At 42.2% G+C, this 24,182-nt stretch carries 21 protein-coding genes, 3 tRNA genes and 1 pseudogene; 14 read left to right on the forward strand and 11 right to left on the reverse strand.

Features of this window, described 5'->3' with window-relative positions:
* Positions 1-92: 92 nt before the first annotated feature.
* Together FTU22_RS11790 and FTU22_RS11795 are read right to left on the reverse strand one after the other, a co-directional pair.
* A complete protein-coding gene (locus tag FTU22_RS11790) occupies positions 93-491 on the reverse strand; it encodes an OsmC family protein (protein ID WP_111885787.1) in 399 nt (132 codons plus the stop codon).
* A 68-nt stretch (positions 492-559) separates the two neighbouring features.
* Positions 560-1,507, reverse strand: a complete 948-nt coding sequence (locus FTU22_RS11795) for a pirin family protein (RefSeq protein WP_078194052.1) — start codon at positions 1,505-1,507, stop codon at positions 560-562.
* A gap of 393 nt (positions 1,508-1,900) precedes the next feature.
* Between FTU22_RS11795 and FTU22_RS11800 the strand changes: the two genes are divergently transcribed.
* Both FTU22_RS11800 and FTU22_RS11805 read left to right on the forward strand, forming a co-directional pair.
* A complete protein-coding gene (locus tag FTU22_RS11800) occupies positions 1,901-3,076 on the forward strand; it encodes a GGDEF domain-containing protein (protein WP_180094588.1) in 1,176 nt (391 codons plus the stop codon).
* A gap of 143 nt (positions 3,077-3,219) precedes the next feature.
* Positions 3,220-4,554: a GGDEF domain-containing protein gene (locus FTU22_RS11805; RefSeq protein WP_257225931.1), complete on the forward strand. Its 1,335-nt coding sequence runs from the start codon at positions 3,220-3,222 to the stop codon at positions 4,552-4,554.
* Positions 4,555-4,746: 192 nt separating this feature from the next.
* Here FTU22_RS11805 and guaA read toward each other — a convergent pair whose 3' ends face one another.
* On the reverse strand, positions 4,747-6,315 hold the full coding sequence (guaA, locus tag FTU22_RS11810) for a glutamine-hydrolyzing GMP synthase (protein ID WP_078194056.1): 1,569 nt from the start codon (positions 6,313-6,315) through the stop codon (positions 4,747-4,749).
* 212 nt (positions 6,316-6,527) lie between these two features.
* Entirely contained in the window at positions 6,528-6,950 is a 423-nt protein-coding gene (locus tag FTU22_RS11815; RefSeq protein ID WP_180024725.1) for a DoxX family protein, read from the reverse strand.
* A gap of 194 nt (positions 6,951-7,144) precedes the next feature.
* On the opposite strand from FTU22_RS11815, the gene FTU22_RS11820 reads away from it, so the two are divergent.
* Positions 7,145-7,771, forward strand: coding sequence for a DedA family protein (locus FTU22_RS11820; protein ID WP_078191514.1), 627 nt, complete (start codon positions 7,145-7,147; stop codon positions 7,769-7,771).
* Positions 7,772-7,790: 19 nt separating this feature from the next.
* Here FTU22_RS11820 and FTU22_RS11825 read toward each other — a convergent pair whose 3' ends face one another.
* From FTU22_RS11825 to FTU22_RS11845, 5 genes and pseudogenes are all read right to left on the reverse strand, one after another.
* On the reverse strand, positions 7,791-8,384 hold the full coding sequence (locus FTU22_RS11825) for a LysE family translocator (RefSeq protein ID WP_180035118.1): 594 nt from the start codon (positions 8,382-8,384) through the stop codon (positions 7,791-7,793).
* Positions 8,385-8,691: 307 nt separating this feature from the next.
* On the reverse strand, positions 8,692-9,096 hold the full coding sequence (locus FTU22_RS11830; RefSeq protein WP_180026158.1) for a hypothetical protein: 405 nt from the start codon (positions 9,094-9,096) through the stop codon (positions 8,692-8,694).
* Positions 9,097-9,109: 13 nt separating this feature from the next.
* Positions 9,110-9,951, reverse strand: a pseudogene (locus FTU22_RS11835) (ParA family protein).
* A gap of 63 nt (positions 9,952-10,014) precedes the next feature.
* Complete coding sequence (locus FTU22_RS11840; protein WP_078194060.1) at positions 10,015-10,407, reverse strand: SirB2 family protein; 393 nt, start codon at positions 10,405-10,407, stop codon at positions 10,015-10,017.
* An 8-nt stretch (positions 10,408-10,415) separates the two neighbouring features.
* Complete coding sequence (locus FTU22_RS11845) at positions 10,416-10,727, reverse strand: BolA family transcriptional regulator (protein WP_078191519.1); 312 nt, start codon at positions 10,725-10,727, stop codon at positions 10,416-10,418.
* 241 nt (positions 10,728-10,968) lie between these two features.
* On the opposite strand from FTU22_RS11845, the gene FTU22_RS11850 reads away from it, so the two are divergent.
* From FTU22_RS11850 to FTU22_RS11890, 9 genes are all read left to right on the forward strand, one after another.
* Positions 10,969-11,044, forward strand: a tRNA-Gly gene (locus FTU22_RS11850).
* 44 nt (positions 11,045-11,088) lie between these two features.
* Positions 11,089-11,164, forward strand: a tRNA-Gly gene (locus FTU22_RS11855).
* A 46-nt stretch (positions 11,165-11,210) separates the two neighbouring features.
* Positions 11,211-11,286 (forward strand) — tRNA-Gly (locus FTU22_RS11860).
* Between the two features lie 398 nt (positions 11,287-11,684).
* Positions 11,685-12,911, forward strand: coding sequence for an SfnB family sulfur acquisition oxidoreductase (locus FTU22_RS11865; RefSeq protein WP_180094594.1), 1,227 nt, complete (start codon positions 11,685-11,687; stop codon positions 12,909-12,911).
* Between the two features lie 11 nt (positions 12,912-12,922).
* Positions 12,923-14,146: an SfnB family sulfur acquisition oxidoreductase gene (locus FTU22_RS11870; RefSeq protein ID WP_078194063.1), complete on the forward strand. Its 1,224-nt coding sequence runs from the start codon at positions 12,923-12,925 to the stop codon at positions 14,144-14,146.
* Positions 14,146-15,582 carry an LLM class flavin-dependent oxidoreductase gene (locus tag FTU22_RS11875; RefSeq protein ID WP_180094596.1) on the forward strand — a complete coding sequence of 479 codons (1,437 nt, stop codon included), beginning with the start codon at positions 14,146-14,148 and terminating at the stop codon, positions 15,580-15,582. Before FTU22_RS11870 ends, FTU22_RS11875 begins: the two co-directional genes overlap by 1 nt.
* A 64-nt stretch (positions 15,583-15,646) precedes the next feature.
* Positions 15,647-16,477, forward strand: coding sequence for a MetQ/NlpA family ABC transporter substrate-binding protein (locus FTU22_RS11880; RefSeq protein WP_078194065.1), 831 nt, complete (start codon positions 15,647-15,649; stop codon positions 16,475-16,477).
* 10 nt (positions 16,478-16,487) lie between these two features.
* Positions 16,488-17,558 (forward strand): methionine ABC transporter ATP-binding protein, encoded by a 1,071-nt coding sequence (locus FTU22_RS11885; protein WP_180094598.1) that lies wholly within the window; start codon positions 16,488-16,490, stop codon positions 17,556-17,558.
* On the forward strand, positions 17,539-18,198 hold the full coding sequence (locus FTU22_RS11890; RefSeq protein ID WP_078191524.1) for a methionine ABC transporter permease: 660 nt from the start codon (positions 17,539-17,541) through the stop codon (positions 18,196-18,198). The genes FTU22_RS11885 and FTU22_RS11890 overlap by 20 nt, the downstream gene beginning before the upstream one ends.
* A 145-nt stretch (positions 18,199-18,343) precedes the next feature.
* On the opposite strand, the gene FTU22_RS11895 is transcribed toward FTU22_RS11890, so the two are convergent.
* Complete coding sequence (locus FTU22_RS11895) at positions 18,344-20,044, reverse strand: NAD-dependent malic enzyme (RefSeq protein ID WP_180078991.1); 1,701 nt, start codon at positions 20,042-20,044, stop codon at positions 18,344-18,346.
* A gap of 400 nt (positions 20,045-20,444) precedes the next feature.
* On the opposite strand from FTU22_RS11895, the gene FTU22_RS11900 reads away from it, so the two are divergent.
* Positions 20,445-21,656 (forward strand): iron-containing alcohol dehydrogenase, encoded by a 1,212-nt coding sequence (locus FTU22_RS11900; protein WP_111885501.1) that lies wholly within the window; start codon positions 20,445-20,447, stop codon positions 21,654-21,656.
* A 245-nt stretch (positions 21,657-21,901) separates the two neighbouring features.
* A complete protein-coding gene (locus FTU22_RS11905) occupies positions 21,902-22,864 on the forward strand; it encodes an alpha/beta hydrolase (RefSeq protein WP_180094600.1) in 963 nt (320 codons plus the stop codon).
* A gap of 21 nt (positions 22,865-22,885) precedes the next feature.
* Here the strand turns inward: FTU22_RS11905 and FTU22_RS11910 are convergent, their stop codons facing one another.
* Positions 22,886-24,067, reverse strand: coding sequence for a transcriptional regulator (locus tag FTU22_RS11910; RefSeq protein ID WP_180094602.1), 1,182 nt, complete (start codon positions 24,065-24,067; stop codon positions 22,886-22,888).
* Between the last annotated feature and the right edge of the window lie 115 nt (positions 24,068-24,182).

Below are 24,182 nucleotides of genomic sequence, written 5' to 3' on the forward strand. Positions count from 1 at the left end.
TGAAGTACTTAAATCATAAAAAGTGTCAGATCACTGCTTGGATCTGTATCAAAACTAAATTTTGCACAGTACAGCAGCGACCTGCTTTTAAATTAAACTAGAGTGGTTTTAATGTCTACACTGCGCAATAAAGTTTTTGTCACTGGGGTTTTTTCACAAATGGACAAGATTTTTTGCTCTAACTCTGCATCCAAGGATGTTTGAAAATGCAGGCGTCGCTCAACCCATTCAGCTCCTTCACGGTTCGCACAAAAGTCTGCCTCGACACGAAACTCACCCAATTGGATTTGTTTATGTGCTGCATACATGCGCAAGGTAATCATTGTGCATGAGATTAAGGATGCGCACAGTAAATCATACGGTGCTAAACCTAAATCCCCGCCGCCAAATGATTCGGGCTTATCGGTAATAAGTTGATGTTTTCCACTCTGAATTTCACCTGACCACGGTGCTTCTAAGGTGTTTACTGTTGCCGTTGCGACGATACCCATAATGACTCCCTCATGGTTATGCCGCACCATTTTCACCACAGGTACGGCTGTTCATTTTTATTTTTAAGTTAACGTGATGGACGCATTTTATCAGGGAAAGCAGGTGCTTCTAGTCGTGGACCATCATAGTCTGGAATAGAGCCAAAGCGTTCGTCCTGATTAATCCACTGCTCACGGGCAATATTCAATTCTTCTTGTGTGCGCCCCACAAAATTCCACCACAGCAAAATCGGTGATTCAAAAGGTTCACCTCCTAATAATAAAACACGGCCACCTGCATGTAGGTCAATTTTGACTTGGGTTAAGCCCGGCTCAAGTACCACCATATTGTCTTCATTTAGCTCGTGACCATTGATACTGGCAGTCCCTTCGAGGGCCATAAAGCCATATTCAAATTTTGGATTCAGCGGCAAGACGGTACTTTGGCTTTCCGAACTACGCAGATCGACCCCCAATAATTCACTATGTACTTTTACCGGCGATTTAGTCTGTAAAAATTCACCCACCAAGACCGTCAATTCAATCCCGTCTTGTGTCACCACAGGCAACTCTGGGTAATGGTCAAACTGGGGCGCCATATTGATTTTGTCATCTGGCAATGCAATCCAAAGCTGCGCAGCATGCATTTGCGTTTCAGACTCTGGAGCAACCTCAGTATGCGAAATACCATAACCCGCCGTCATGAGATTGACTTGTTTGGGCTGGATTAACTGATGTGTGCCCAAACTGTCGGTATGCATCATGGTGCCATCAATCATCCATGTAAATGTTTGCAAACCAATATGTGGATGCGGCCCAACATCTAAGCCATCACCTTGAGGGAAATGTACTGGACCGGCATGGTCAAGGAAACACCATGCACCAATCATCCGTTTATGCCGACTCGGTAAAGCACGTTTAATCACTGTGCCTTGACCAATTTCAGCACGGCGCAGTGGAAATTCTTGAATGAACTGATTGACGTATTTTTCACAATCGTCGGAATGAGATATTTCTGTGTAATTGGTATTGGTCATATTCTTACCCTAAATTTGGCTAAGCCGATGCAAGGACTATCGGCTAGAGCTATGCATTTTTTTCCATTATATCTGCATTAACTCAATCTTCTTCAGCTGTCATTAATACGCTGAATCACAGAGATAGGACAATCGTTTTTTTGTTGCCTAATATGACATACAGCATAACAGTTTTCGATGCTTATTTAGACAATATCCAATGCGAAATTAATTGTTCAAATCACGTGAAATGTAAATTTAAGTAACATAAATTAACACTCACTTTTGACCAAACAATACCAAATAACTCTCAAATCATTGAAATTACGTGTTTAATTTTAAATAAAAATGATATAGATTATTTGAGTTACATAAACTTACATACAAGCCATGCTCCCCCATCGGTAATCTTGCATGATCAATGAGTATAAGAAAGAATCACGTGCACTGATCCAAAAAGCCTTGAAAGGAACCGTTGTTCGCGTTCCTGCTCAATTTCGTCAAGAATTTTTCCACTACCATCGTCGTCAACTTTTTAAATTCTTTTTCCAAGTCAACATCGTTGCACAATTGGCCTATCTCTCTTATGCCATAGCGGATTGGTTTATGTTGCCCGATGTGGGCTTGCTCGCGATAGGCTTAAAAACGACCTATACCTTACTGATGATGGGCATCACATGGGGCATTTATACATATAGCAAGAGCATTTTACTCTTTGACTTGATGCTTCCCCTATCGATCGTTGGTGCTTCTGCCCTGTGGTTTAGCCTACTCAATTTATCCAATAGCCCCGATGTGCCGATCTATTTATATGCATCTTTGGTTTTTATTGTGTTAGCCAATTTATGTGTGCAAATCCGCTTTAAGGCTGCTGTGCTCATTTCTCTATGTATCAGTCTAATTTTACTGATTGGGGTGTATTTCGCCATTTCTGGCAATATCCATCAACTGCAACTGTTTATCTTGATCTATTCGCCCGTGTTGTTATTTAGTTTGTATATCAGTTGGAATTCAACGCAAAAATCCAGAATTGTATTTTTACACAGTAAACTCGATCAGTTGAACCGTGAAGCGCTCAATATTATGGCGCATACCGACGTGCTGACCGGCTTAAACAATCGCCGTCAATTTATTCAACTTGCCAATTATCATATTCATCATCAGTCCAAACCGTTACAGCCGCTTTCATTACTGATTTTTGATGTCGACAAATTTAAAAATATTAATGATCAGTTTGGGCACTATATTGGTGATCATGTTTTACAACAAATTGCCGAAACGTGCCGACATACTTTACGTAGCCAAGACATCATTGCCCGCTTCGGTGGTGAAGAATTTATTATTCTTTTACCGCAGACACACTTGCGTCAGGCTCAAGATATTGCGGAACGTCTACGACGGGCAATAGCCGATGATTATTTAGAACTTGATACACTACAAAAACTTAAATTTACCGTTTCAATTGGTGTTGCCGAATTTGGTCAAAAAAACCGAGATTTACAAAGTGTAATTCGCATGGCCGATCAGGCACTTTACCAAGCAAAATCTGCAGGAAGAAATCAAATTTCAACTTATAAAACAGCAAGTTAATAATATATTTTGTAACATTCATCAGACGATTTTTTATCATTCATTCGAAAAATCCCTAGTTTCAGGTAGATATTTTTGTATATTTTTTATTCATAATTTTCCTAAGCCATTTATGGAGAAGGGACATGTCTGTTGATGTACGAATGAGTTCTCGGACTAATTCGTCTGCTCAGGAAGTTCGTAAAAATCATAATCATACTTTGAAACTTTCTGAGTGTGATCTTGCCAATCGTGCCGAGATTGAACAAGCCATTGCAGATCCTTTTGCACGTATTCCTACGCAGTTTAGAAACTATTTTCTACAACATCAGTATGCCCATCAGTTACCTTATTTACGTCAAGTGAATTACATGGCGCAGATTACATTTCTTCTTTATTTCTTTGCTGACATTTTTATTATCCCTGACATGTTCTTTTGGTCAGGTCTTTCTCGAGTGGCCATGATTATTGCTGCCCTATTGGTCAGCTTCTATCTGTTTAAATACAAAAAAGATATTCGTGTGCTCGACATGATCTTACCGATTGGTACGGTCTGTAGCACCGCGATTTGGATTGGCTTATTACTGGCTTCAAATAGCCCAATGGTCTCGTCCTATATCTATGGTGCAGCGATCTTTATCTTGATTGCCAATGTCTGCGTACAAACACAATTTAAGCCAGCCTTGTATTGTTCGGGCCTCATTTCGCTATTGGTGTATTTTGCGGTGAGTCAGCTTTTATCATGGCAAGAAGCTCTGATTTTTGTGGTGGTGTCTATTCCTGTTTGGATGATCAGCCTGCATATGAGTTGGAACAATACACTCAATGCACGTCGTCATTTTTTACGTACCCTACTTGACGACTGGAATATGCATACACTGAAAAATTTAGCGCATACAGATGAGCTCACCCAGTTATACAACCGTCGTCAGTTTGTTCAGTTGGCTGAGCACCGTATCCATGAATGGCCAACGCCTGCAAGTACTTGCTTATTAATGTTTGATGTCGATCATTTTAAACATATTAATGATAATTACGGGCATGATGTTGGTGATCAGGTACTGCAATGTATCGCTGAAACCACCCGCAAAGAAATGCGCCAAAAAGATGTCTTGGCTCGTTTTGGTGGTGAAGAATTTATTGTGCTTCTGTCTGAAACGCAAATACAAGATGCAATGTTGATCGCGGAACGTATTCGTTTAACGCTTCAAAATCAATCTTTGCTGAATGTCGCAAATCACTCGATCCAATTTACCGTTTCCATTGGTGTTTCACAGCTTAAATCACATAAGCAAAATTTAACTGAACTGATTAAGCAAGCGGATATTGCCCTGTATCAGGCAAAAGAAAATGGCCGTAACCGTGTAGAGCGCTATGATTCAAGCATGAAACCCGAACGTAAATCAACGAAGTCTTGGCAAAGCTTTACCCATAAAGCAAAGCCTAAAGCTGAACCGAATAATGAAAGCGATAGTAGTTGGTCAATTGTTTATAAATAGAATGTTGAGATATAAAAAAGGACGCCGAGGCGTCCTTTTTTATTAGAAATATCTAGATTTCCCTAGATCGCCGCGAGCATAGCTCTCGGTGTAATTTAGGCAAGAAACGTTGTTTCTTGAAATGCAAAACTGCCGCGAGCATAGCTCTTGGCGTAATTTAGGCAAGAAGCTTCGCTTCTTGAAATCCCTAAATTACTCCCATTCAATCGTAGCAGGTGGTTTAGACGATACGTCATAAACAACACGAGAAACTTCAGCAATCTCGTTCATGATACGTGTAGAAATCTTGTCTACAAGATCATAAGGAAGGTGTGCAAAACGTGCAGTCATAAAGTCCACAGTTTCTACAGCACGAAGCGCGATTACCCATGCATAACGACGGCCATCACCTACGACACCCACAGATTTCACAGGTTGGAATACGGCAAATGCTTGTGCAGTTTTGTCATACCAGCCGCTTGCGCGAAGTTCTTGCATGAAGATGTCATCTGCTAGACGAAGGATGTCAGCATATTCTTTTTTCACTTCACCAAGGATACGTACACCTAGACCTGGGCCTGGGAATGGATGACGGTAAAGCATTTCAAATGGAAGACCAAGTGTTGTACCTAAACGGCGAACTTCATCTTTGAACAAATCACGGATTGGCTCAACCAATTCGAATGCTAAATCTTCTGGTAAACCACCCACGTTGTGGTGTGATTTAATCACGTGCGCTTTACCTTGTTTGCTTGCCGCAGATTCAATTACGTCTGGGTAAATAGTACCTTGAGCAAGGAAGTTCACACCGTCAAGCTTACGTGCTTCTTCAGCAAAAACTTCAATGAATTCACGACCGATGATTTTACGTTTTTTCTCTGGATCAACTTCACCAGCAAGCGCTGTTAAGAAGCGATTTTCAGCGTCGGCACGAATCACGCGGATACCCATGTTTTTCGCAAACATGTCCATCACTTGCTCGCCTTCGTTCAAACGAAGTAAACCGTTATCTACGAATACACAAGTCAATTGGTCGCCAATCGCACGGTGTAAAAGTGCAGCTACAACAGATGAATCGACGCCGCCTGAAAGACCCAATAGAACTTTTTGATCACCAATTTGCTCACGAAGTTGTTCTACGCGAAGATCGATGATGTTTTCTGAGTTCCACAAGTTACGGCAACCACATACGCCATGTACGAAGTTAGACAATAACTCAGCACCTTTCGCAGTATGAGTTACTTCTGGGTGGAATTGGATACCGTAGAAACGACGTTTTTCATCAGAAACCATCGCTACTGGGCAGCTTGGTGTGCTTGCAGTGATTTGGAAACCTTCAGGAATTTGAGTCACTTTATCGCCATGACTCATCCACACTTTTAATTGGTCTTTGGTATCTTCAAGATCACCAATTAAAGCATCACGGACTTTAATATCAACTTCTGCATAACCAAATTCATGCACAGTACCTGGCTCAACTTTACCGCCAAGCTGTTCTGACATGGTTTGTAGACCATAGCAAATACCTAAAACAGGTACACCAAGTTCAAATACAACTTGTGGTGCGCGCGGACTACCTTCTTCATGAACACTTTCTGGACCACCTGAAAGAATGATCCCGTTTGGGTTAAATGCACGAATGTCTTCTTCAGACATATCAAATGCGTACATTTCTGAATAAACACCAGCTTCACGTACACGACGTGCAATAAGCTGACTATATTGAGAACCGAAATCCAAAATCAGGATACGGTCTTCAGTAATTTGGGTATTGGTAGTCATGGCAAACAACTATGCAGGCAACGAATATAAGCGCCGTATTCTAACATTTTTCTTGGACTTTCGCACACTATTCGGACAGGGGCAAAAATCCCAAGCCAAACGGTGTTTTTTACAACACATTTCAGGACTTTACCCATCCGCTTTCAATCAGCGGTAGACATGAAAAAAGCGGCAGAAGGCCGCTTTGATGGATGCTCGGACTCATGACAACTTTATTTTGATTTTTCAATCCAATGATCAAAACTAAATTGACCAGCACCATGCAGCATGAGAAATAATAAGCCGCCAGACATCGCCAAATTTTTCATAAAGTTAATGCTATCTTCAGCACCACCATGGAATAAAAATGCAGTGATTAAACTAAATACGGTTAGACCCAGTGCCGCAAAACGCGCTTGAAAACCAAACAATAAAGCTAAGCCACCACCCAACTCGACTAAGATAGTAATCGGAAGAAGTCCAGCTGGCACACCCATTGACTCCATATAACCTGCTGTTGCAGTGTAAGCCGTAATTTTCCCCCAACCTGCCACAATAAAAATATAAGCCATTAATATACGTGCAACGAGACTGACTACCGAATTGATTTGCGGCTGTTGACTCAGATTTTTCACCATCAAATTTGGATTAAACATACTGAAACCTATTCTTAATACTGTTCAAAAGATGTGCTTAGATTAGGTCGTTTCTTATTCTCTTTAAATATGCTTTTATAATACTCATCATTCTATATATAGAACGGTTTTACTGATAATTAATTACGTTTTAATACTGACTTTGCTGCCCCAGACTGATAGCATCAGACCACTATTTTACGCATATAAGCCCCATGGAACTGATTGATTTTATACTACATGTTGATGACCATTTACTCGAGTTCATTACCAATTATGGCGTATGGATTTATGCAATTCTGTTCCTGATTATTTTTGTTGAAACCGGTTTAGTCGTCATGCCCTTTTTACCGGGTGACAGTCTTCTGTTTGCAGCAGGCGCGCTCGCTGCGTCAACAGGTGCCATGGATCCATGGGTTTTGGTGATTTTGCTGTTTATCGCGGCAGTCTTGGGCGACACGCTGAACTACCATATTGGTAAATATATTGGCCCACGTGTCTTTGAAATTGAATCACGCTTCATTAACCGTCAACATTTGGTGAATACGCAAAAATTCTTTGAAAAACATGGTGGTAAAACCATTATTTTTGCCCGCTTTATTCCTTTTGCACGAACCTTCGCGCCTTTTGTCGCAGGTGCAGGCAGCATGAACTACAAGTACTTCCTGACTTTTAACATGATTGGTGCGATTTGCTGGGTTGGCTCATTTATCACTTTGGGTTATTTATTTGGCAATATGCCAATCGTGAAAGATAACTTCACCCATCTGATCTTTGGCATCATTATTATTAGTGTTTTACCGGGTGTGATTGGTTTTATTCGAGCAAAATTAAAGAAATAAACCGATGTGGTGAACACCTTTAAGCAAAAAAGCGCAAAACCACAGGGAACATACATAAAATCAGCATCAGGGCCGATCCTTTATACAGAAGATCGGCCTTAATTTTTTGGGTCTTACCGGCCAAAATCGTCCGTCCAAATGACATCCAAAATAACGCAACAGGCAGCAAAACCACACTAAATACAGCGAAAACCAAAATAAAATTTAATGGGCTAGCCCAAGTTTCAATCGGGAAAATACCTGCAGCAAAAAGCAACGCTTTCGGATTTTTTAAGGAGGAAATGAATAATTCACGTGGTTGAATTGAAGGATGTTTTTGATTGTACTGATGTAAATGCGTCGATTTCCACAAATGAAAAGCCAACCATAAAACATAGGCAATACTGAGAAAATGCAGTAAGTGAATTAAATTCGGCCACACTGGAGCGCTTAAATGAATAATCAACGCCCACAAATTTATGGCATAGAAATAGCCCAATAATTCTGCAGGAATCAGCATGCACGTCTTTGCAATGCCTTGTTGATGTGCAGAGCTTGCCATTAGTGCATTGCTAGGTCCCGGCGTCATCATCACCGCAATCATTGCAAATACAAACAGCCAACTCTCAATCATAAATATCCAGACAATGTTTCAAAGCGCACACCTTAGCCGAAATGAATTTAAAAAAACAAGTACGCGCTAGGTCAGTTTTATCCTTGTACAAGTCAATGCACTCACGCTGAATGTTCAAGACCAGTAGGAGGTATTAAAATTTACGAATGATATTTAATTTAATTTTTTCATAGATTTAAATATTTTATTGGCTCTAAATAGTGCAGTTTATTTGACTCAAAAAAAATGCCAGTAGACGCCTCGCCTACTGACAAATTTTATTACACTTTTCTCATAGCACAGGCCTGAGCCCCTGCTCATGATCCGCTTATGATTTTGCTGCGGTAGCCGAATTTGTGCGAACGATAATCGGACAACCTTTAAATTTTGCTGCCTGTACAATCGCTTCTTGCTCACCTAGAACGCGTGAAAGTTCGGTACGTTTGGTATTTGAAGATTGTCCCATATTGACCGAAATACTCGGACCAATGCCCCAACCTCCACGGCTGCCCCAGCCACCACCGAGGCCAACACCCACACCAACGCCTGTGCGCTTCGGTGTTTCTACACCATTTTGAATATAGTCGTGGATTCGGTTGTATTCGCTTTGCAATTGCTGGCAACTCAAAGACTGATACTGTGTAGGTGAAACATAGCTTGGTTTAGGCGTACTTGCACATGCACCCAATACAACAGCAGTGAAAGCAACTAGACCACATTTAAGTGCATTCATACTTTTCTCGATACTACTTTTGCTCAATTTCATTGAACAATGATTGATAGGCTTGCGTCAATTTATGATCTGCAGCCAAATGGATTAAAGGTTGATTTTTATGATGAGATTCTTTCATCAGCACTGAAGGCGGTAACATGCTGTCCAATACAGGAAGACCTTCATCTTTGAGTTGTTGTACAACTTCGCGCGGCAACTTCGCCTGTGCCTGAAATTGATTGACCACAATGCCTTCAATTTCTAAATGATCATTATGATCATCCTGCGTTTCTAACACATTTTCGATCAGGGTCTGTAAGGCACGTTTTGAAAACACATCGCAGTCAAATGGGATCAGCACGCGATCTGCCGCAATCAGCGCAGATAAAGTAAAAAAGTTAAAGGCCGGCGGTGTATCAATAAACACTCGATCATATTGACCGCTCATCTGCTGCAAAGCATCACGCAGTTTGTAAATTTTATGCTTAGATTCTAAGGCATGTGCCAACGCACCCAAATTTGGGCTTGCAGGAATTACATCTAAATTTTTAAACGGTGATTGATGTACATAGCTTTCTAGACCTTTAGTACGATTTTTTAAAATCGAACCAATGGCATTTCCCAACAAACCTTTACTTTGTTGCGTCCCCAAGACTTCTTCAAAATAATTTTCAATATTGGGTTCAAGTGCGGGCTTATCTGCTGAGTACGTCGCATCATCCCCCAACAAATATTGACTTGAATTGGCTTGAGGGTCGAGGTCAATCACCAAAGTTTTTAAACCTTGGTGCGCGCTTATCGCAGCTAAATTGACCGTAATACTCGATTTCCCCACACCACCCTTACTTTTTGGTTAAATACCACACGCGTACGCATTCAAAACCCTCTAATCTTTGTTTTTCTACTCAAGCCTTGAAATCGGCCATGTGGATAAGCCATTTATCCAAAAACTGGTTTGATTATAACCAATGTAATGATGAAAATAAGTGCAACAGCTGCAATAAATAAGCCCGCACGGCGCTGAACCAATAAAACACTGTCATCTTTTTTATACGCTTTAGATAAAGAAGACAGCAAGGCCAAAAACAGTACAACTTTGGCATAGAACCATGGCTGCACGTCAAAGTTCTTCATAAACAATAAAATAATCCCTGTCACAGCAATTAAAGCCATTGAGCCATGTTGCAATGCAACAAAAAACTTACGACCTGCCGGATTGGGTAAATTGCCCTGCGTCCCTTTAAACAGCGTAAAAGCACGAATGAAAATGGCAGCACAGCCTAAAGCCACGCCACACATATGAATGATTTTAATGATTAATTGCGTTTCCATGGCTCACCTTAAGATGACTTTGGTGCATGCGCACATTCAGGGCTAGTGGTGTCTTGACCTTTCCATTCTTCGGGTAAAAACGCATGAATAGCCAAGGCATGAATTTGCCCCGGACTAAGTAAATCACCTGCTGCGGCATAGACTTTTTGATGACGTTGCACCAAACGTAAGCCTGCAAAAGCCTCACTCACAATCACCGCTTTAAAATGCGACTCTTTACCTGGGAAATAACCACCATGACCTGCGGACTCATTCACCACTTCAAGATGTGTAGGCGCTAATGTCTGTAGACGCTCAATTAATTGCTGTTCTAAACTCAAAACGGCTCTCCCAAATTCAAAAAAGGTTCAACTGGTCTTAGTATAGCCTGTATTTGTTCAAGTTCTTGTGTCGCAAAGTTGCTGAAACCAGCTGAATTGCATGATTTCACCAAAATGGAAGCCTTCGACCTGCAAAAATCTTCCAATTTTCAAACAAATTGTTTTTATTTTATGCAAACGATGCACAGATTTTCATAAAGTTATTGACCTGAAAAATCCTTAATGTATTATACGTGGCTATGCGGGAATAGCTCAGTTGGTAGAGCATAACCTTGCCAAGGTTGGGGTCGGGAGTTCGAGTCTCCTTTCCCGCTCCAAATTTTTTCATTCGGTTTTTTATTTAAAAAATTGGATAGACTCCGCGGGAATAGCTCAGTTGGTAGAGCATAACCTTGCCAAGGTTGGGGTCGGGAGTTCGAGTCTCCTTTCCCGCTCCAAATTTTTTTCGATTCAGTTTTTTAGTAAAAAAACAGGATAGACTCCGCGGGAATAGCTCAGTTGGTAGAGCATAACCTTGCCAAGGTTGGGGTCGGGAGTTCGAGTCTCCTTTCCCGCTCCAAATTCAAAAAGCCCTCATCGAAAGATGGGGGCTTTTTTATTGCAGAATGAAAAACATCTGAATCAATTTCCAGCCTTTTTTTAATCTTTGCATAGCTCTATGATATTGAGCATCTATTGGAGTTCAAGCTGATTGACCACCATTAATAAAAAGTATTAAAAAAACAGCTAAGCCCCTGTCTTAGATATATTATTTTTAAAGTTGAATATCTACAAAGTTGCTAACACCAAATTTACATCATCAATCCTCTTGTTGTTTTTCCTACATCTATTGTTTTAAATCAAACACTTATTTTATCTAATTTGCATAATTTTTATGCAGATTAAATGCTAAAAAGACATTTTGCTAAGTTAAGAATAATCCATCATTTAAAAAATCCCGCATTTACGAGTAGCGTTTTGATATCTATTAAAGGTGTCATTATGTCTCATTTAATCTCTGAAAATATTCATGTTATTGAAAATGACTTAGAAGCAATCCATGCAGCGTATCACGTTGCAGATTTTGCTTTGGAAGGTCGAAATGAACGTGATCAGAACCGCCTGCTGCCTTTTGCAGAAATCGACTTATTCAGTCAAAAAGGTTTAGGTGGCATTCGTATTCCCAAAAAATTTGGCGGTGCCTACGTGTCGAACAAGACACTGGCGCAGGTTTTTCGCATTATCAACAAAGCAGATTCTAGCGTGGGCCAAATTCCACAAAACCAAATTGCCTTGCTGTATATGATTGACCTCATGGGAACAGATGAGCAAAAAGCCTTTATTTTTAATGAAATTTTACAGGGAAAACGTTTAGCTAATGGTGGGCCAGAGCGCAACACCAAAGACACTAAAACCTTAAACACAACGCTGCGCATTGAAAATGGAAAGTATGTTGTTAATGGTGAAAAGTTCTATTCGACCGGCAGTAGTTTTGCAGATTGGTTGGCGATTAAAGCCGTTCACCCTGAAGGTCATGTTGTCCTGACCATCATTGATCGACACGCTACAGGCGTAGAAGTGATTGATAACTGGAATGGTTTTGGTCAGCGTACAACGTCTAGTGGCACCGTCAAACTAAACCATGTGGCAGTAGACCCCCTATTAATTTTTGATGAACGTAAGCTTTCTGCAGGGCCAACGTATCGAGGTGCCTTTTCACAATTGATGCAAGTCGCGATCGATGTCGGGATTGCGGAAGCTGCCTTTGCAGACACCCTTTCTGCAGTACAAAAAGCCCGTCCGATTGTGGATGCACAAGTTGAGAAAGCCAGTTTTGAGCCCTACACCCTACAAGAGGTGGGTAAATCTGCAGTTTTATTGGATGCTGCGATTTTACTTTTAGATGAGGCCGCAGATTATCTCGATGAATTAGATCAGCTTGATCAGGTGAGTGAACAACAAGCTGCTCTAGCTTCGATTCGTGTCGCAGAAGCCAAAATCTATGCCAATGATGCAGCCTTACAGATCTCTGAAAAACTCCTTGAGTTAGGCGGCAGCCGTGCAAGTTTGAGTGCCCATAACCTTGATCAACACTGGCGCAATGCCAGAGTACACACCTTACATGATCCTGTGCGCTGGAAGCTGCATACCTTAGGCGACTATTACTTAAATCATAAATTACCTGCACGCCATGCGTGGATTTAAGGAGAATTCTGATGACCTCATTTCCAAATATTAATTCGCTACAGGCCATATCAACAACACCTGCGCATATTATTCAGTCCGATGCAGAAGCACTTGAAATTGCAAAACAATTAGCTGAACAATTTAGAAAAAATGCCGTGCAACGTGATGCCGAACGCATACTGCCGTTTGATGAAATCGAGGCCTATAGTCAATCTGGTCTCTGGGCAATCACGGTTCCCAAGGCATTTGGCGGTGCCGAAGTTTCAAGTTATACCGTGGCGCAAGTGATTGCGCTTATGAGTGGTGTAGATGGCTCAATTGGGCAAATTCCACAAAACCATTTTTATGCATTGGAAGTATTACGAAACACCGGCACAACTGAACAAAAGCAAAAGCTTTATGCCGAAGTGCTTGCTGGCGCTCGTTTTGGCAATGCCTTAGCCGAGTTTAAAACCAAAACCGCTGCGCAAAAACAAACGTCGATTCGCTCTCATGACAATGGTTTTGTGGTGAATGGTGAGAAGTTTTATTGCACCGGCAGTTTATTTGCACATCGTATTCCCACATTGGTCAAAGACCCCGATGGTCGTGAATATTTAGCCTTTATTGCACGTGAAAGTACAGGTTTAGAGCTGATCGATGATTGGACAGGGTTTGGACAGCGCACCACGGGTAGCGGCTCTGTAAAATTTCACCAAGTTGCAGTTCCTGCCATAGATGTCATTCCCTTTGATCGTGCATTTACGGAGCCGACATTGGTTGGGCCATTTGCGCAAATTATGCATGCTGCGATTGAAGTCGGTATAGCGCGCGCAGCCTTTGAAGAAAGTTTGCACCGCGTACACCAAGCACGACCATGGATTGATTCAGGTCTTGATCTTGCAAGCGAAGATCCTTTAACCAAATACGAACTCGGTCGCATTGCCGCAGATGTTCGCGCCAGTGAGGTCTTGCTGAAACAAGCCGCTCGTGCCATCGATGCTGCTCGCCCACAGCCCAATGCTGAAAACATCGCAAAAGCTTCTCTAGATGTCGCGAAAGTGCGTGCGCATAGTACTGAAACCGCACTGAAAGCGGCATCAAAATTGATTGAGCTTGCAGGCAGCCGTGGCAGTCAGCGTGAAGATGGTCTAGATCGATTTTGGCGTAATGCACGTGTCCATACCTTGCATGATGCAGGGCGCTGGAAATATTTCTTCATTGCTAATTACCTCCTAAATGGCGTATTGCCCCCACGTCGAGGGACCTTGTAATGAACCAAACCACCACAGTAGATACCCGATCACATTCAGCCAAGAAAATTTTACTAAATGCCTTCGACATGAACTGTGTCGGCCATATCAATCATGGCTTATGGACCCATCCACGCGATGAGTCACACCGCTTTAATGAACTGAGCTATTGGACGGATCTTGCCAAAACCTTGGAGCAAGGGCTGTTTGACGGGCTATTTATTGCAGATATCACAGGGGTCTATGATGTTTATGAGGGCAATATTGATCTCACACTTAAAGAGTCGATCCAACTGCCGAGCCATGACCCCAGCACCCTGATTTCTGCAATGGCTGCGGTCACTGAAAACTTAGGTTTTGGTGTAACAGTCAATTTGAGCTATGAAACGCCTTATCAATTTGCACGTCGATTTGCCAGCCTAGACCACCTGACCCAAGGTCGAATCGGCTGGAATATCGTGACTGGATATTTAGATAGTGCAGAACGCCTCATTGGGCAAAAAGGCTTGAAAGATCATGACCTACGCTATGAACAAGCTGAAGAGTTTTTGCAGCTTTGCTATAAGTTTTGGGAAGGCTCTTGGGAAAATGATGCGGTTCAAAAAGATAAAGCAAATCGCATCTTTAGCGACCCCAAAAAAGTACATGCCATTCAACACCAAGGCAAGTTCTATCAAAGCCAAGGGGTATTTCAAGTTTCTCCATCGATTCAGCGCACCCCTGTGTTGTATCAGGCCGGTGCTTCACCACGTGGCTTAGCTTTTGCGACGCAACATGCAGAAGGCATGTTTATCGGTGCGGACAGCGCTGAAAAAGTCAAAAATCAGGTACAAAAAATTCGCAGCCAAACCGCAGCGCAAGGTCGTGACCCACAAGCCGTGAAACTCTTTGTTGGCATTACGATAGTAACCGCAGAGACCGATGAGCTCGCCCAAGAGAAATTGGCTGAATACATTCGCTATGCCAATCCTGAAGCGGGACTGGCACACTTTTCCAGTTCGATTGGGATGAACCTCGCCAATTTTGCAGAAGATGAAGCCATTCCGTATCAGCAGACCAATAGCATCGCATCGGTCAATCAAAAATTTAAAGAGCAAAAAATTACGCGCCAAGATTTGCGTGCTCAGCACGTTCTAGGTGGGCGTTATCCGCTCTTTGTCGGGAGTGGCGCCAACGTTGCAAAGCAGTTGATTGATTATTTGGATGAAACTGGCATCGATGGATTTAATCTGACTCGCACCGTTGCACCTGAGTCACATCAAGATTTTATCCGTTTGGTCATTCCTGAATTACAGCAACGTGGTCGCTATAAAACTGCATATGACACCGGTAGTTTACGGCAAAAACTGTTTCAACAAGGTGACCATTTAGCCACGACACATCCTGCTCATTGCTATCGATGTCCCACTTCCGAAACATCTTCTCAGGCAACAATTAAAAACGTTGAAACAGCATAAGCTGCATTTATAAAACAACATGTTAGACAAAAAATTTAATTATTTGGAAATATAGAGGTGTGCCATGGCACAAACAGCAAAATCTAAATTCACACTGATTGGTGTAATCGTGGCCATCTTGGTGATTGGCTTAGTTATTTGGAATCAACAAAAGAAAAGTCATCAAAGTGAATTGGTGATTGGGATTAGCCCATCTTTTGCTAAACCCTTACAAGTCGCTGCAGATGAAGCCAAGCAGCAAGGACTGAACGTGAAATTGGTGGAATTTTCGGACTGGAATACCCCGAATATCACCCTAAACCACGGCGATATTGACGCGAACTTTTTCCAACATCAGCCGTTTCTAGACAATGCAAAAAAAGAAACGGATTTTAAAATCAAAGCCTTTGATGTCGGTGCTGCTACCCATGTCGGACTGTATTCAAAAAAGTATAAAAACTTTGCTGATTTACCCCATAAAGCCAAAGTGGTGATTCCGAATGATCCGGTCAATCAGGGCCGTGCCTTACAACTGCTACAGCAAGCCAAGCTCATTGAACTGAAACAGCCAGATAACTTTTTATCGACTTTAAATGACATTGCAGCGAATCCTAAACAGCTTCAATTTATTGAGGTGGAAGGCCCTCAAACGGCACGTGCAATTGATGATGTCGATCTGGCTTTTGGCTATCCACATTATTTACGTTTAGCAAAAACTGCCGATCCTGAAAATGCATTGTTATTTGACTCCAATACTGACAAGCGTTTTGCCATCTTATTTGCCGTACGTGATGACTATGTAGATCATGATGATAAACTGCGTAAATTTGTCGATATTTATCAAAACTCACCTAAAGTTAAACAAGCATTGGACGCAGATTTTGGTGCAAAACTGTGGTTCCCTGGTTGGAAATAAGGAGTCACTCATGGTGAGTTTCGGTTCATCGGTTGAATTTGCCGTCCCCCATATCCAAATCAAAAATTTAAATAAATTTTATGATGTGCAAGGACAGCAGGTTCATGCCTTAAAAGATATCAATCTGAATATTCCACAAGGCAAAATATTCGGCATTATTGGGAAAAGCGGCGCGGGTAAATCTTCGCTGATTCGAACGCTGAATGGCTTAGAACAAATCAGTGATGGCAGTATTCACATCCATCAACAGGAATTATCTCGCTTAAATCATGCAGAGTTGATAGCCCTGCGTCAGCGTATTGGGATGATTTTTCAGCATTTTAATTTGATGTCTGCCAAAACCGTGTATGACAATATCGCGCTGCCCCTTAAAATCGCCAATTTCAGTCAAGCCGATATCGCTCAGCGAGTGAATGAAGTGCTGAAGTTGGTAGGTCTTGAAAATAAAGCAGCGCACTACCCTTCTCAACTTTCGGGCGGGCAAAAACAACGTGTTGGGATTGCACGAGCGTTAGTTCATCATCCGGAAATTTTACTCTGTGATGAAGCGACTTCTGCACTCGATCCTGAAAGTACTTCTGTTGTGCTGTCTTTGCTTAAAGAAATTAATCAAAAGCTTGGTATCACCATTGTGTTGATTACCCATGAAATGCAGGTCATTCGCGAGATTTGCGATCAAGTTGTGGTGATCGATCAAGGCGAAATTGTAGAAGCAGAACAGGTTTGGAAAGTGTTTTCTACGCCTCAGCAGCAGATCACACAAGAGTTACTCAACCTTGAACAACTTGATTTACCAAGCGACATTCAGCCACAACCGTCAGATTCAAATGATCAAATCATTTTAAAATTACGCTATGAATCGACACTACAACAGTCGCCAGACTTAAAGTTTATTTTTGATCAATTTCAGGCGCCAGTACATTTGTATCAAAGTCATATCGATAGTATTCAAGGGCATTTAATTGGCTCGTTGATTGTTGCTGTAGACCACAGCCATTTAGAGATCAACACCTTATCTGAACAACTTAAACACCATATCGCACAGATTGAGGTACTTGGCTATGCACGACCAACTCATTGATTTACTGATTAGTGGAACCATTGATACTTTACTGATGGTCGGCGTTTCAGCTTTTGTGGCCTTTCTGATCGGCCTGCCTTTAGCAGTCGTATTGGTGTGTAGTGCTGAACACGGGATTTATCCTTCAAAAAGCCTAAACCATACCCTAGGTTGGTTGGTCAATATTACCCGTTCGGTGCCTTTTCTTATTTTAATGGTGGCGCTCATTCCGCTCACGCGCTTTATCGTGGGCACCAGTTATGGCGTTTGGGCTGCCGTCGTTCCTTTAACCCTTGCGGCCACGCCTTTTTTTGCACGCATTGCAGAAGTGAGTTTACGTGAAGTCGATCAAGGTCTGATTGAGGCCGCTCAAGCCATCGGCTGTAATCGCAAACAAATCATTTGGCATGTGCTGCTCCCTGAAGCGCTTCCTGGCATCGTCGCGGGCTTTACTGTGACCTTGGTGACCATGATTAATTCTTCTGCCATTGCAGGGGCTATCGGTGCAGGTGGTTTGGGGGATATTGCTTACCGTTACGGTTATCAACGCTTTGATATGCAAATCATGCTGGCAGTGATAGTGGTCTTGGTCGCGATCGTGATGCTGGTTCAAGCCTGTGGAGATCACATTTCCAACCAATTGGATAAACGCAAAATTTAAATATTTAAAGCGCCCCGCTCGATAATTTTTCGTATTTCTTAAAAAAAATATGCTTCTATACATAAAAAAATACCCTAATCTGGATTAGGGTATTTTTCGATTAGATGCAAAATCGATTCTGTTCAATCAGCATCTTTAGACCAAATTAATAAGTCACACGGACATAATCACGATATTCAGGTTTCCAGAAATTCTCTTCAATGGCCTGTTCTAGTACTTCAATGCTGACATTTGGCGCAACACCATCAGCAATCGCAGCTAATGCCACTTTCAATGCGATTTTCTTCGAAATATCCTGTAAATAATCCAAACTTGGCAATAAATCGGCATTTGGATCTGCCAATTTTGGTGAACAGTCTGCCAACGCCGTACTCGATGCCATCAGCATATTTTCAGTCACACGTTTCGCCCCAGATGCAATCACACCGAGACCAATCCCCGGGAAAATATAGGAGTTATTACACTGTGAAATCTGATGAATCTTGCCATGATAATTCACTGGTGCAAATGGACTGCCAGTCGCAATCAGGGCCTTACCTTTGGTCCACTCGATAATATCTGCAGGCACCGCTTCGACACGCGATGTTGGATTAGACAGTGGCAACACAATAGGCTGTTCACAATTCGCAGCCATCTTTTCAATGACCTCTTGGCTAAACAGTCCCGGTTGTCCCGAAACGCCAATCAATACAGTCGGTTTAGCATGTGTAACTACATCCAATAGCGAAATGACTGAATCTGCATTTGCCCAATGAGCAACGTTATCCGGTGCTTGCGCAAGTTTGCGTTGGAAATCTAAAAGATTCGGCTGATTTTCAGTAATTAAACCAAAACGATCGACCATAAACACCCGCGCACGCGCTTGAGCATCGGTTAAACCTTCCGCCACCATTTGCTTGATGATCTGCTCTGCAATCCCGCAACCTGCTGAACCTGCACCTAAGAATGTGACGATTTGATCTTTGAGCTGCTTGCCTGCTGCACGTGATGCCGCAATTAAACTTCCGACAGACACCGCTGCTGTTCCTTGAATATCATCATTAAAGCAGCAAATTTTATCGCGATATTTTTCCAATAAAGGCATCGCATTTTTTTGTGCAAAGTCTTCAAATTGAATCAGCGCTTTTGGCCAACGTTGTTGAATGGCTTTAATCACGTCATCGACAAATTGATAATATTCTTCACCGCTGATACGAGGCTGACTCCATCCCATATAAATCGGGTCATTCAACAGCTGTTGGTTATTAGTTCCGACATCTAAAGTAATCGGCAATGTATAAGCTGGACTGATCCCACCACATGCGGTGTACAGTGACAACTTACCAATCGGAATCCCCATCCCCCCAATGCCTTGGTCACCAAGACCAAGAATACGTTCACCGTCCGTAATAACGATCACTTTCACGTTCTTTTTATTCACGTTATGAATAATTTGGTCAATATGATCACGGTCAGGATATGAAATAAAGATCCCACGATGACGACGGTAAATGTCTGAGAAGCGCTGACAAGCCTCACCCACTGTTGGTGTATAGATGATCGGCATCATCTCACTGAGGTGGTTTTCAATTAAGTGATAGAACAATGTTTCATTGGTGTCTTGAATATTGCGCAGGTAAATATGCTTATTGATATCACTATTAAATGCACAATATTGCTGATAAGAACGCTGACTTTGCTCTTCAATGCTTTCCGTGACGTGTGGAATTAAACCGTGCAAATTAAAGCTCTTACGTTCATCTTCATTAAACGCAGAGCCTTTATTTAAAAGTGGGAGTTCTAAAAGTGTATTTCCGGCATAAGGAATATATAAAGGACGTTTCGTTTTCAAATTTTCACTAGGCATTATTTAACTCGTTTAATTAATCTTTTGTTTCGCACTGCAAAAAGCGAAATGCACAAAAGTGACTATCTCGTTATTTGTTATAGCCTATCCTGATTCGAGCGCTTTGGGGCATTTAGTAAATTGATAGTAGTTTTAGTTAGATTTTATAATCTGATAACTCGATCATGCATCCAATCATCGCAACGCCTATTTTGGCTTAAATGTATACGACTTTTAGCGAATCTTAGAAAATAACAAAAATAATTAATGATTAAATTTCAATCAATTAAATAAGTTCAATACAAAGCCCTAAATTTGGTAGGTCTTTGGTAGGTGTGAATTTAAAACATCCCTCGCAATACTCAGTTTAGGTGAGTATCACCCATAACAAATGACAATGAATGGTAGAAGGAATCGCACCATGGCTTTTAAAAATATTGCAGATCAAACAAACGGTTTTTACATCCCTTGTGTTTCACTTTTTGGTCCCGGCTGCGCTAAAGAAATTGGCGCAAAGGCGCAAAATCTTGGCGCTAAAAAAGCGCTCATTGTGACCGATGCCGGTCTATACAAATTTGGTGTGGCAGACACCATTGCCGGGTATTTAACTGAAGCTGGCGTAGAAAGTCACATCTTCCCGGGCGCAGAACCCAACCCAACTGACACCAACGTACATAGCGGTGTAGATGCCTACAATGACAATGGCTGTGACTTTATTGTCTCTCTCGGCGGCGGCTCTTCTCATGACTGTGCCAAAGGCATTGGCTTAGTGACTGCGGGTGGTGGCCATATTCGTGACTATGAAGGCATCGATAAAAGTACAGTCCCAATGACTCCACTCATTGCGATTAATACCACCGCAGGTACGGCATCAGAAATGACCCGTTTCTGTATTATTACCAATACCGACACCCACGTTAAAATGGCGATTGTCGATTGGCGTTGTACGCCTCTTATCGCCATTGATGACCCGAAACTAATGATTGCAAAACCTGCGGCGCTCACTGCAGCAACCGGTATGGATGCATTAACGCATGCGGTCGAAGCTTATGTTTCTACAGCAGCTAATCCCATTACCGATGCTTGTGCTGAAAAGGCCATTGCAATGATCAGTGAATGGCTCAGCCCTGCCGTCGCCAATGGCGAAAACCTAGAAGCACGTGATGCGATGAGCTATGCACAGTACTTAGCAGGGATGGCATTTAACAATGCATCTTTAGGTTATGTCCACGCGATGGCGCACCAACTTGGCGGCTTCTACAACTTGCCACATGGCGTATGTAATGCCGTGCTGCTACCACACGTTTGCGAATTTAACCTGATCGCCTGCCCTGACCGCTATGCACGTATCGCACAGCTCATGGGTGTGCCAACCGACGGTTTAACGGTGACTGAAGCGGCTTATGCAGCGATTGCAGCAATCCGTGAACTCTCTGCTTCGATTGGCATTCCATCGAGCCTTTCTGAACTCGGTGTGAAAGAACAAGACCTCAGCATCATGTCTGAAAATGCACAAAAAGATGCCTGTATGCTCACCAACCCACGTAAAGCAACTCATGCTCAAGTGGTTGATATTTTCAAGGCAGCGCTTAAAGCCAATGCCTCTGTGGTCGACTTCAAAGCGGCCGTTTAAGTTAAGCCCTTAAAGGTCTTCATGTTTAAGTGACCTAAGTGCCTACATTACCCTTTGAGTTTAGTGATGTAGGTCAACTGAATCCATTTCACGTTTTATTTCAGGGAAGCGACTATAGATTGGTCGCTTTCATACTGAGGTCACTCTTTTTTAGTCGGTAAAACAGCATCGATTATTCATTTGACAAAAGCTCATGACTCATCAAGGATAAAGCATAATGTCCAATAATATTAATGAGTATAATAATGAGCCATTCACCAATTCAGTATCAGCCTGACATTTTGGGCGCAGGCTATGAACAAGCCACGCTGACCTTCCCGGATGATTATGAAGGCCCAGTGGTTGCCACACTGGTTCGCAAAAAAGCCACGGCTCCTACCTCCAAAGCGGTGCTCTATATCCATGGTTTTATCGATTATTTTTTCCAAACCGAAATGGCGGAACGCTTCAATCAGCACGGTTTCGACTTTTATGCCTTAGATTTAAGAAAATATGGTCGCTCAATCCGCCCGCATCAAAAATACTATAATGTGCATGCACTGTCTGAATACGATGCCGAAATAGATCAAGCCCTAACGATCATTGCTGATGAAGGTCATGATGCCTTGCTGCTCTGTGGTCATTCTACCGGTGGCTTAACCACCACTTTGTATGTGGCGCATCATCAAAATCATCCTTTAATTCAAGCCCTTTGGGTTAACAGCCCATTTTATGATTTCAACATGAATCCAGTGAAACGCGCACTGGGTATTCCACAGCTGAGTAAATTGGCAAAAACCTTTCCCAATTTAAAATTTCCAAGTGAACTGAATAAATGGTATACGGCGAGCCTACATCAAGATTTAAAAGGTGAGTGGGACTTTAATTTAGACTGGAAAAAAACTCGCTACCCAATGGTATATATCAGTTTCGTCCGCAGTATTTATGAAGCTCAAAAGGAAATTCATCAAGGTGTGAAGATTGATGTGCCAGTATTAGTGATGCATTCACATCAAACTAAAAATCCCAAAAAATGGGGTAAAGCAGCGCAGACCAGTGATGTGATTTTGGGTGTAAAAGATATCCAAAAATATGCCAAGAAAATTCAAGGCGATGTCACCATTCAAAGCATTCACAATGGCTTGCATGATTTAGTACTTTCGGAAAAAACCGCGCGAGAACAAGTCTATACCCAGCTCTTTGAATGGCTGGCCAATAAAGGCCTTTAATAGCCTGAATCACATTGCAAATTAATGTTTTAGTTTCAACAAAGTCTGATGTACGGGATGTGATCTCGGCATCAGCTCAATCAGGCGTTCAACCGCATCGATAGCTTCAGGAAAACGCGCGACATGCTTGAGCAGAACATCTGTTTCCTTGGCATTAAAAATCGCTTGGCTCAATCGTGACTCAAGACAATCACGCCATGCCCCTAAAAATGGGCTTTCAGTTTTAGCCAAGAAAACCCCTGAACACAGTTTTAATGCAGAATCGAGATAACCTGCATCTAAAGCTTGCTCGGCTTGCAAAAAATCGGCTTCGACTTGTGCCAATAAACGATAGGGACGTGAGCCTAGCATGCCGCCCAAAATATCGCGTAGCTGCGACATTTCCGCTTTTAAAGTCCCAACACTCACCTTGCGTTCACCATATAAGGCTTGATGCAAAGTATCTAAGGTCATGCCTTGTGGACATAGCGCCAAGATGGTCAAAATTTCTATTTGCCGCGGGGTCAGCACCATCACTTTGCCATTAAATAACACTTGTGGCACAGCAAAGGCCCGAATATACAAATGCTGTTTTTGAAAATCGAGTAAAGCCGATTGAATAATCGAAGCGCAGCGTTCAGCCGCAAGTAGCCCTAAACTATTGTGGTTTTTCCACACGGTAGATAAATCAACCACGCCCAAAATTTGCTGCGTATGTGGATCGATAATTGGTGCTGCATAGCAGACCCATTCATGTACTGATGGCATGTAATGTTCATTTGAAAACACACAACTCGACTGCTGAGTTTTTAAAGACAACGCTAATGCATTGGTGCCGACCAATTCTTCGCGCCATTGCCCACCTGCAATAAAATGCACACTTTCCGCAGCACTTTGCATTTGCCGACTCGACGCACTCCAAATAATCGTGCTACCTACATCGCCCACGGCAAGTACCATCGACGACTGTTCGGCTATGTGTTTTAAATCTTCTGCACAATGTTGTAAGGCATGATGCAATGCCGACTGTTGTTGACTTTGAGGGTTCAAATTCACCAAAGGCGCAGCACTCCGATTTTCCGGAATTTCCGCCTGCGCCGATCGCTGCCAAGAGCTCGCAATGCTCTCATTCAATTGCGAGGTTTGCTGCTTTGACAGACTCATGCCCTGCCTTAACCGTTCGACATTCTGTCGTTTTTCAGATAAATCCTTCTGTATCATCATTCATTATTCTCACAACAATTCATGACTAAAAATCCGTTTCCCGGCTTTTGTTTTTAAGACTGAAAAAAAATATTGTAAACCTTCTTGTCTCCAACCTTTTTCCAACCTTATACAG

It is taken from the genome of Acinetobacter sp. YH12076 (genome assembly GCF_013419525.1).
GTDB lineage: Bacteria > Pseudomonadota > Gammaproteobacteria > Pseudomonadales > Moraxellaceae > Acinetobacter > Acinetobacter amyesii.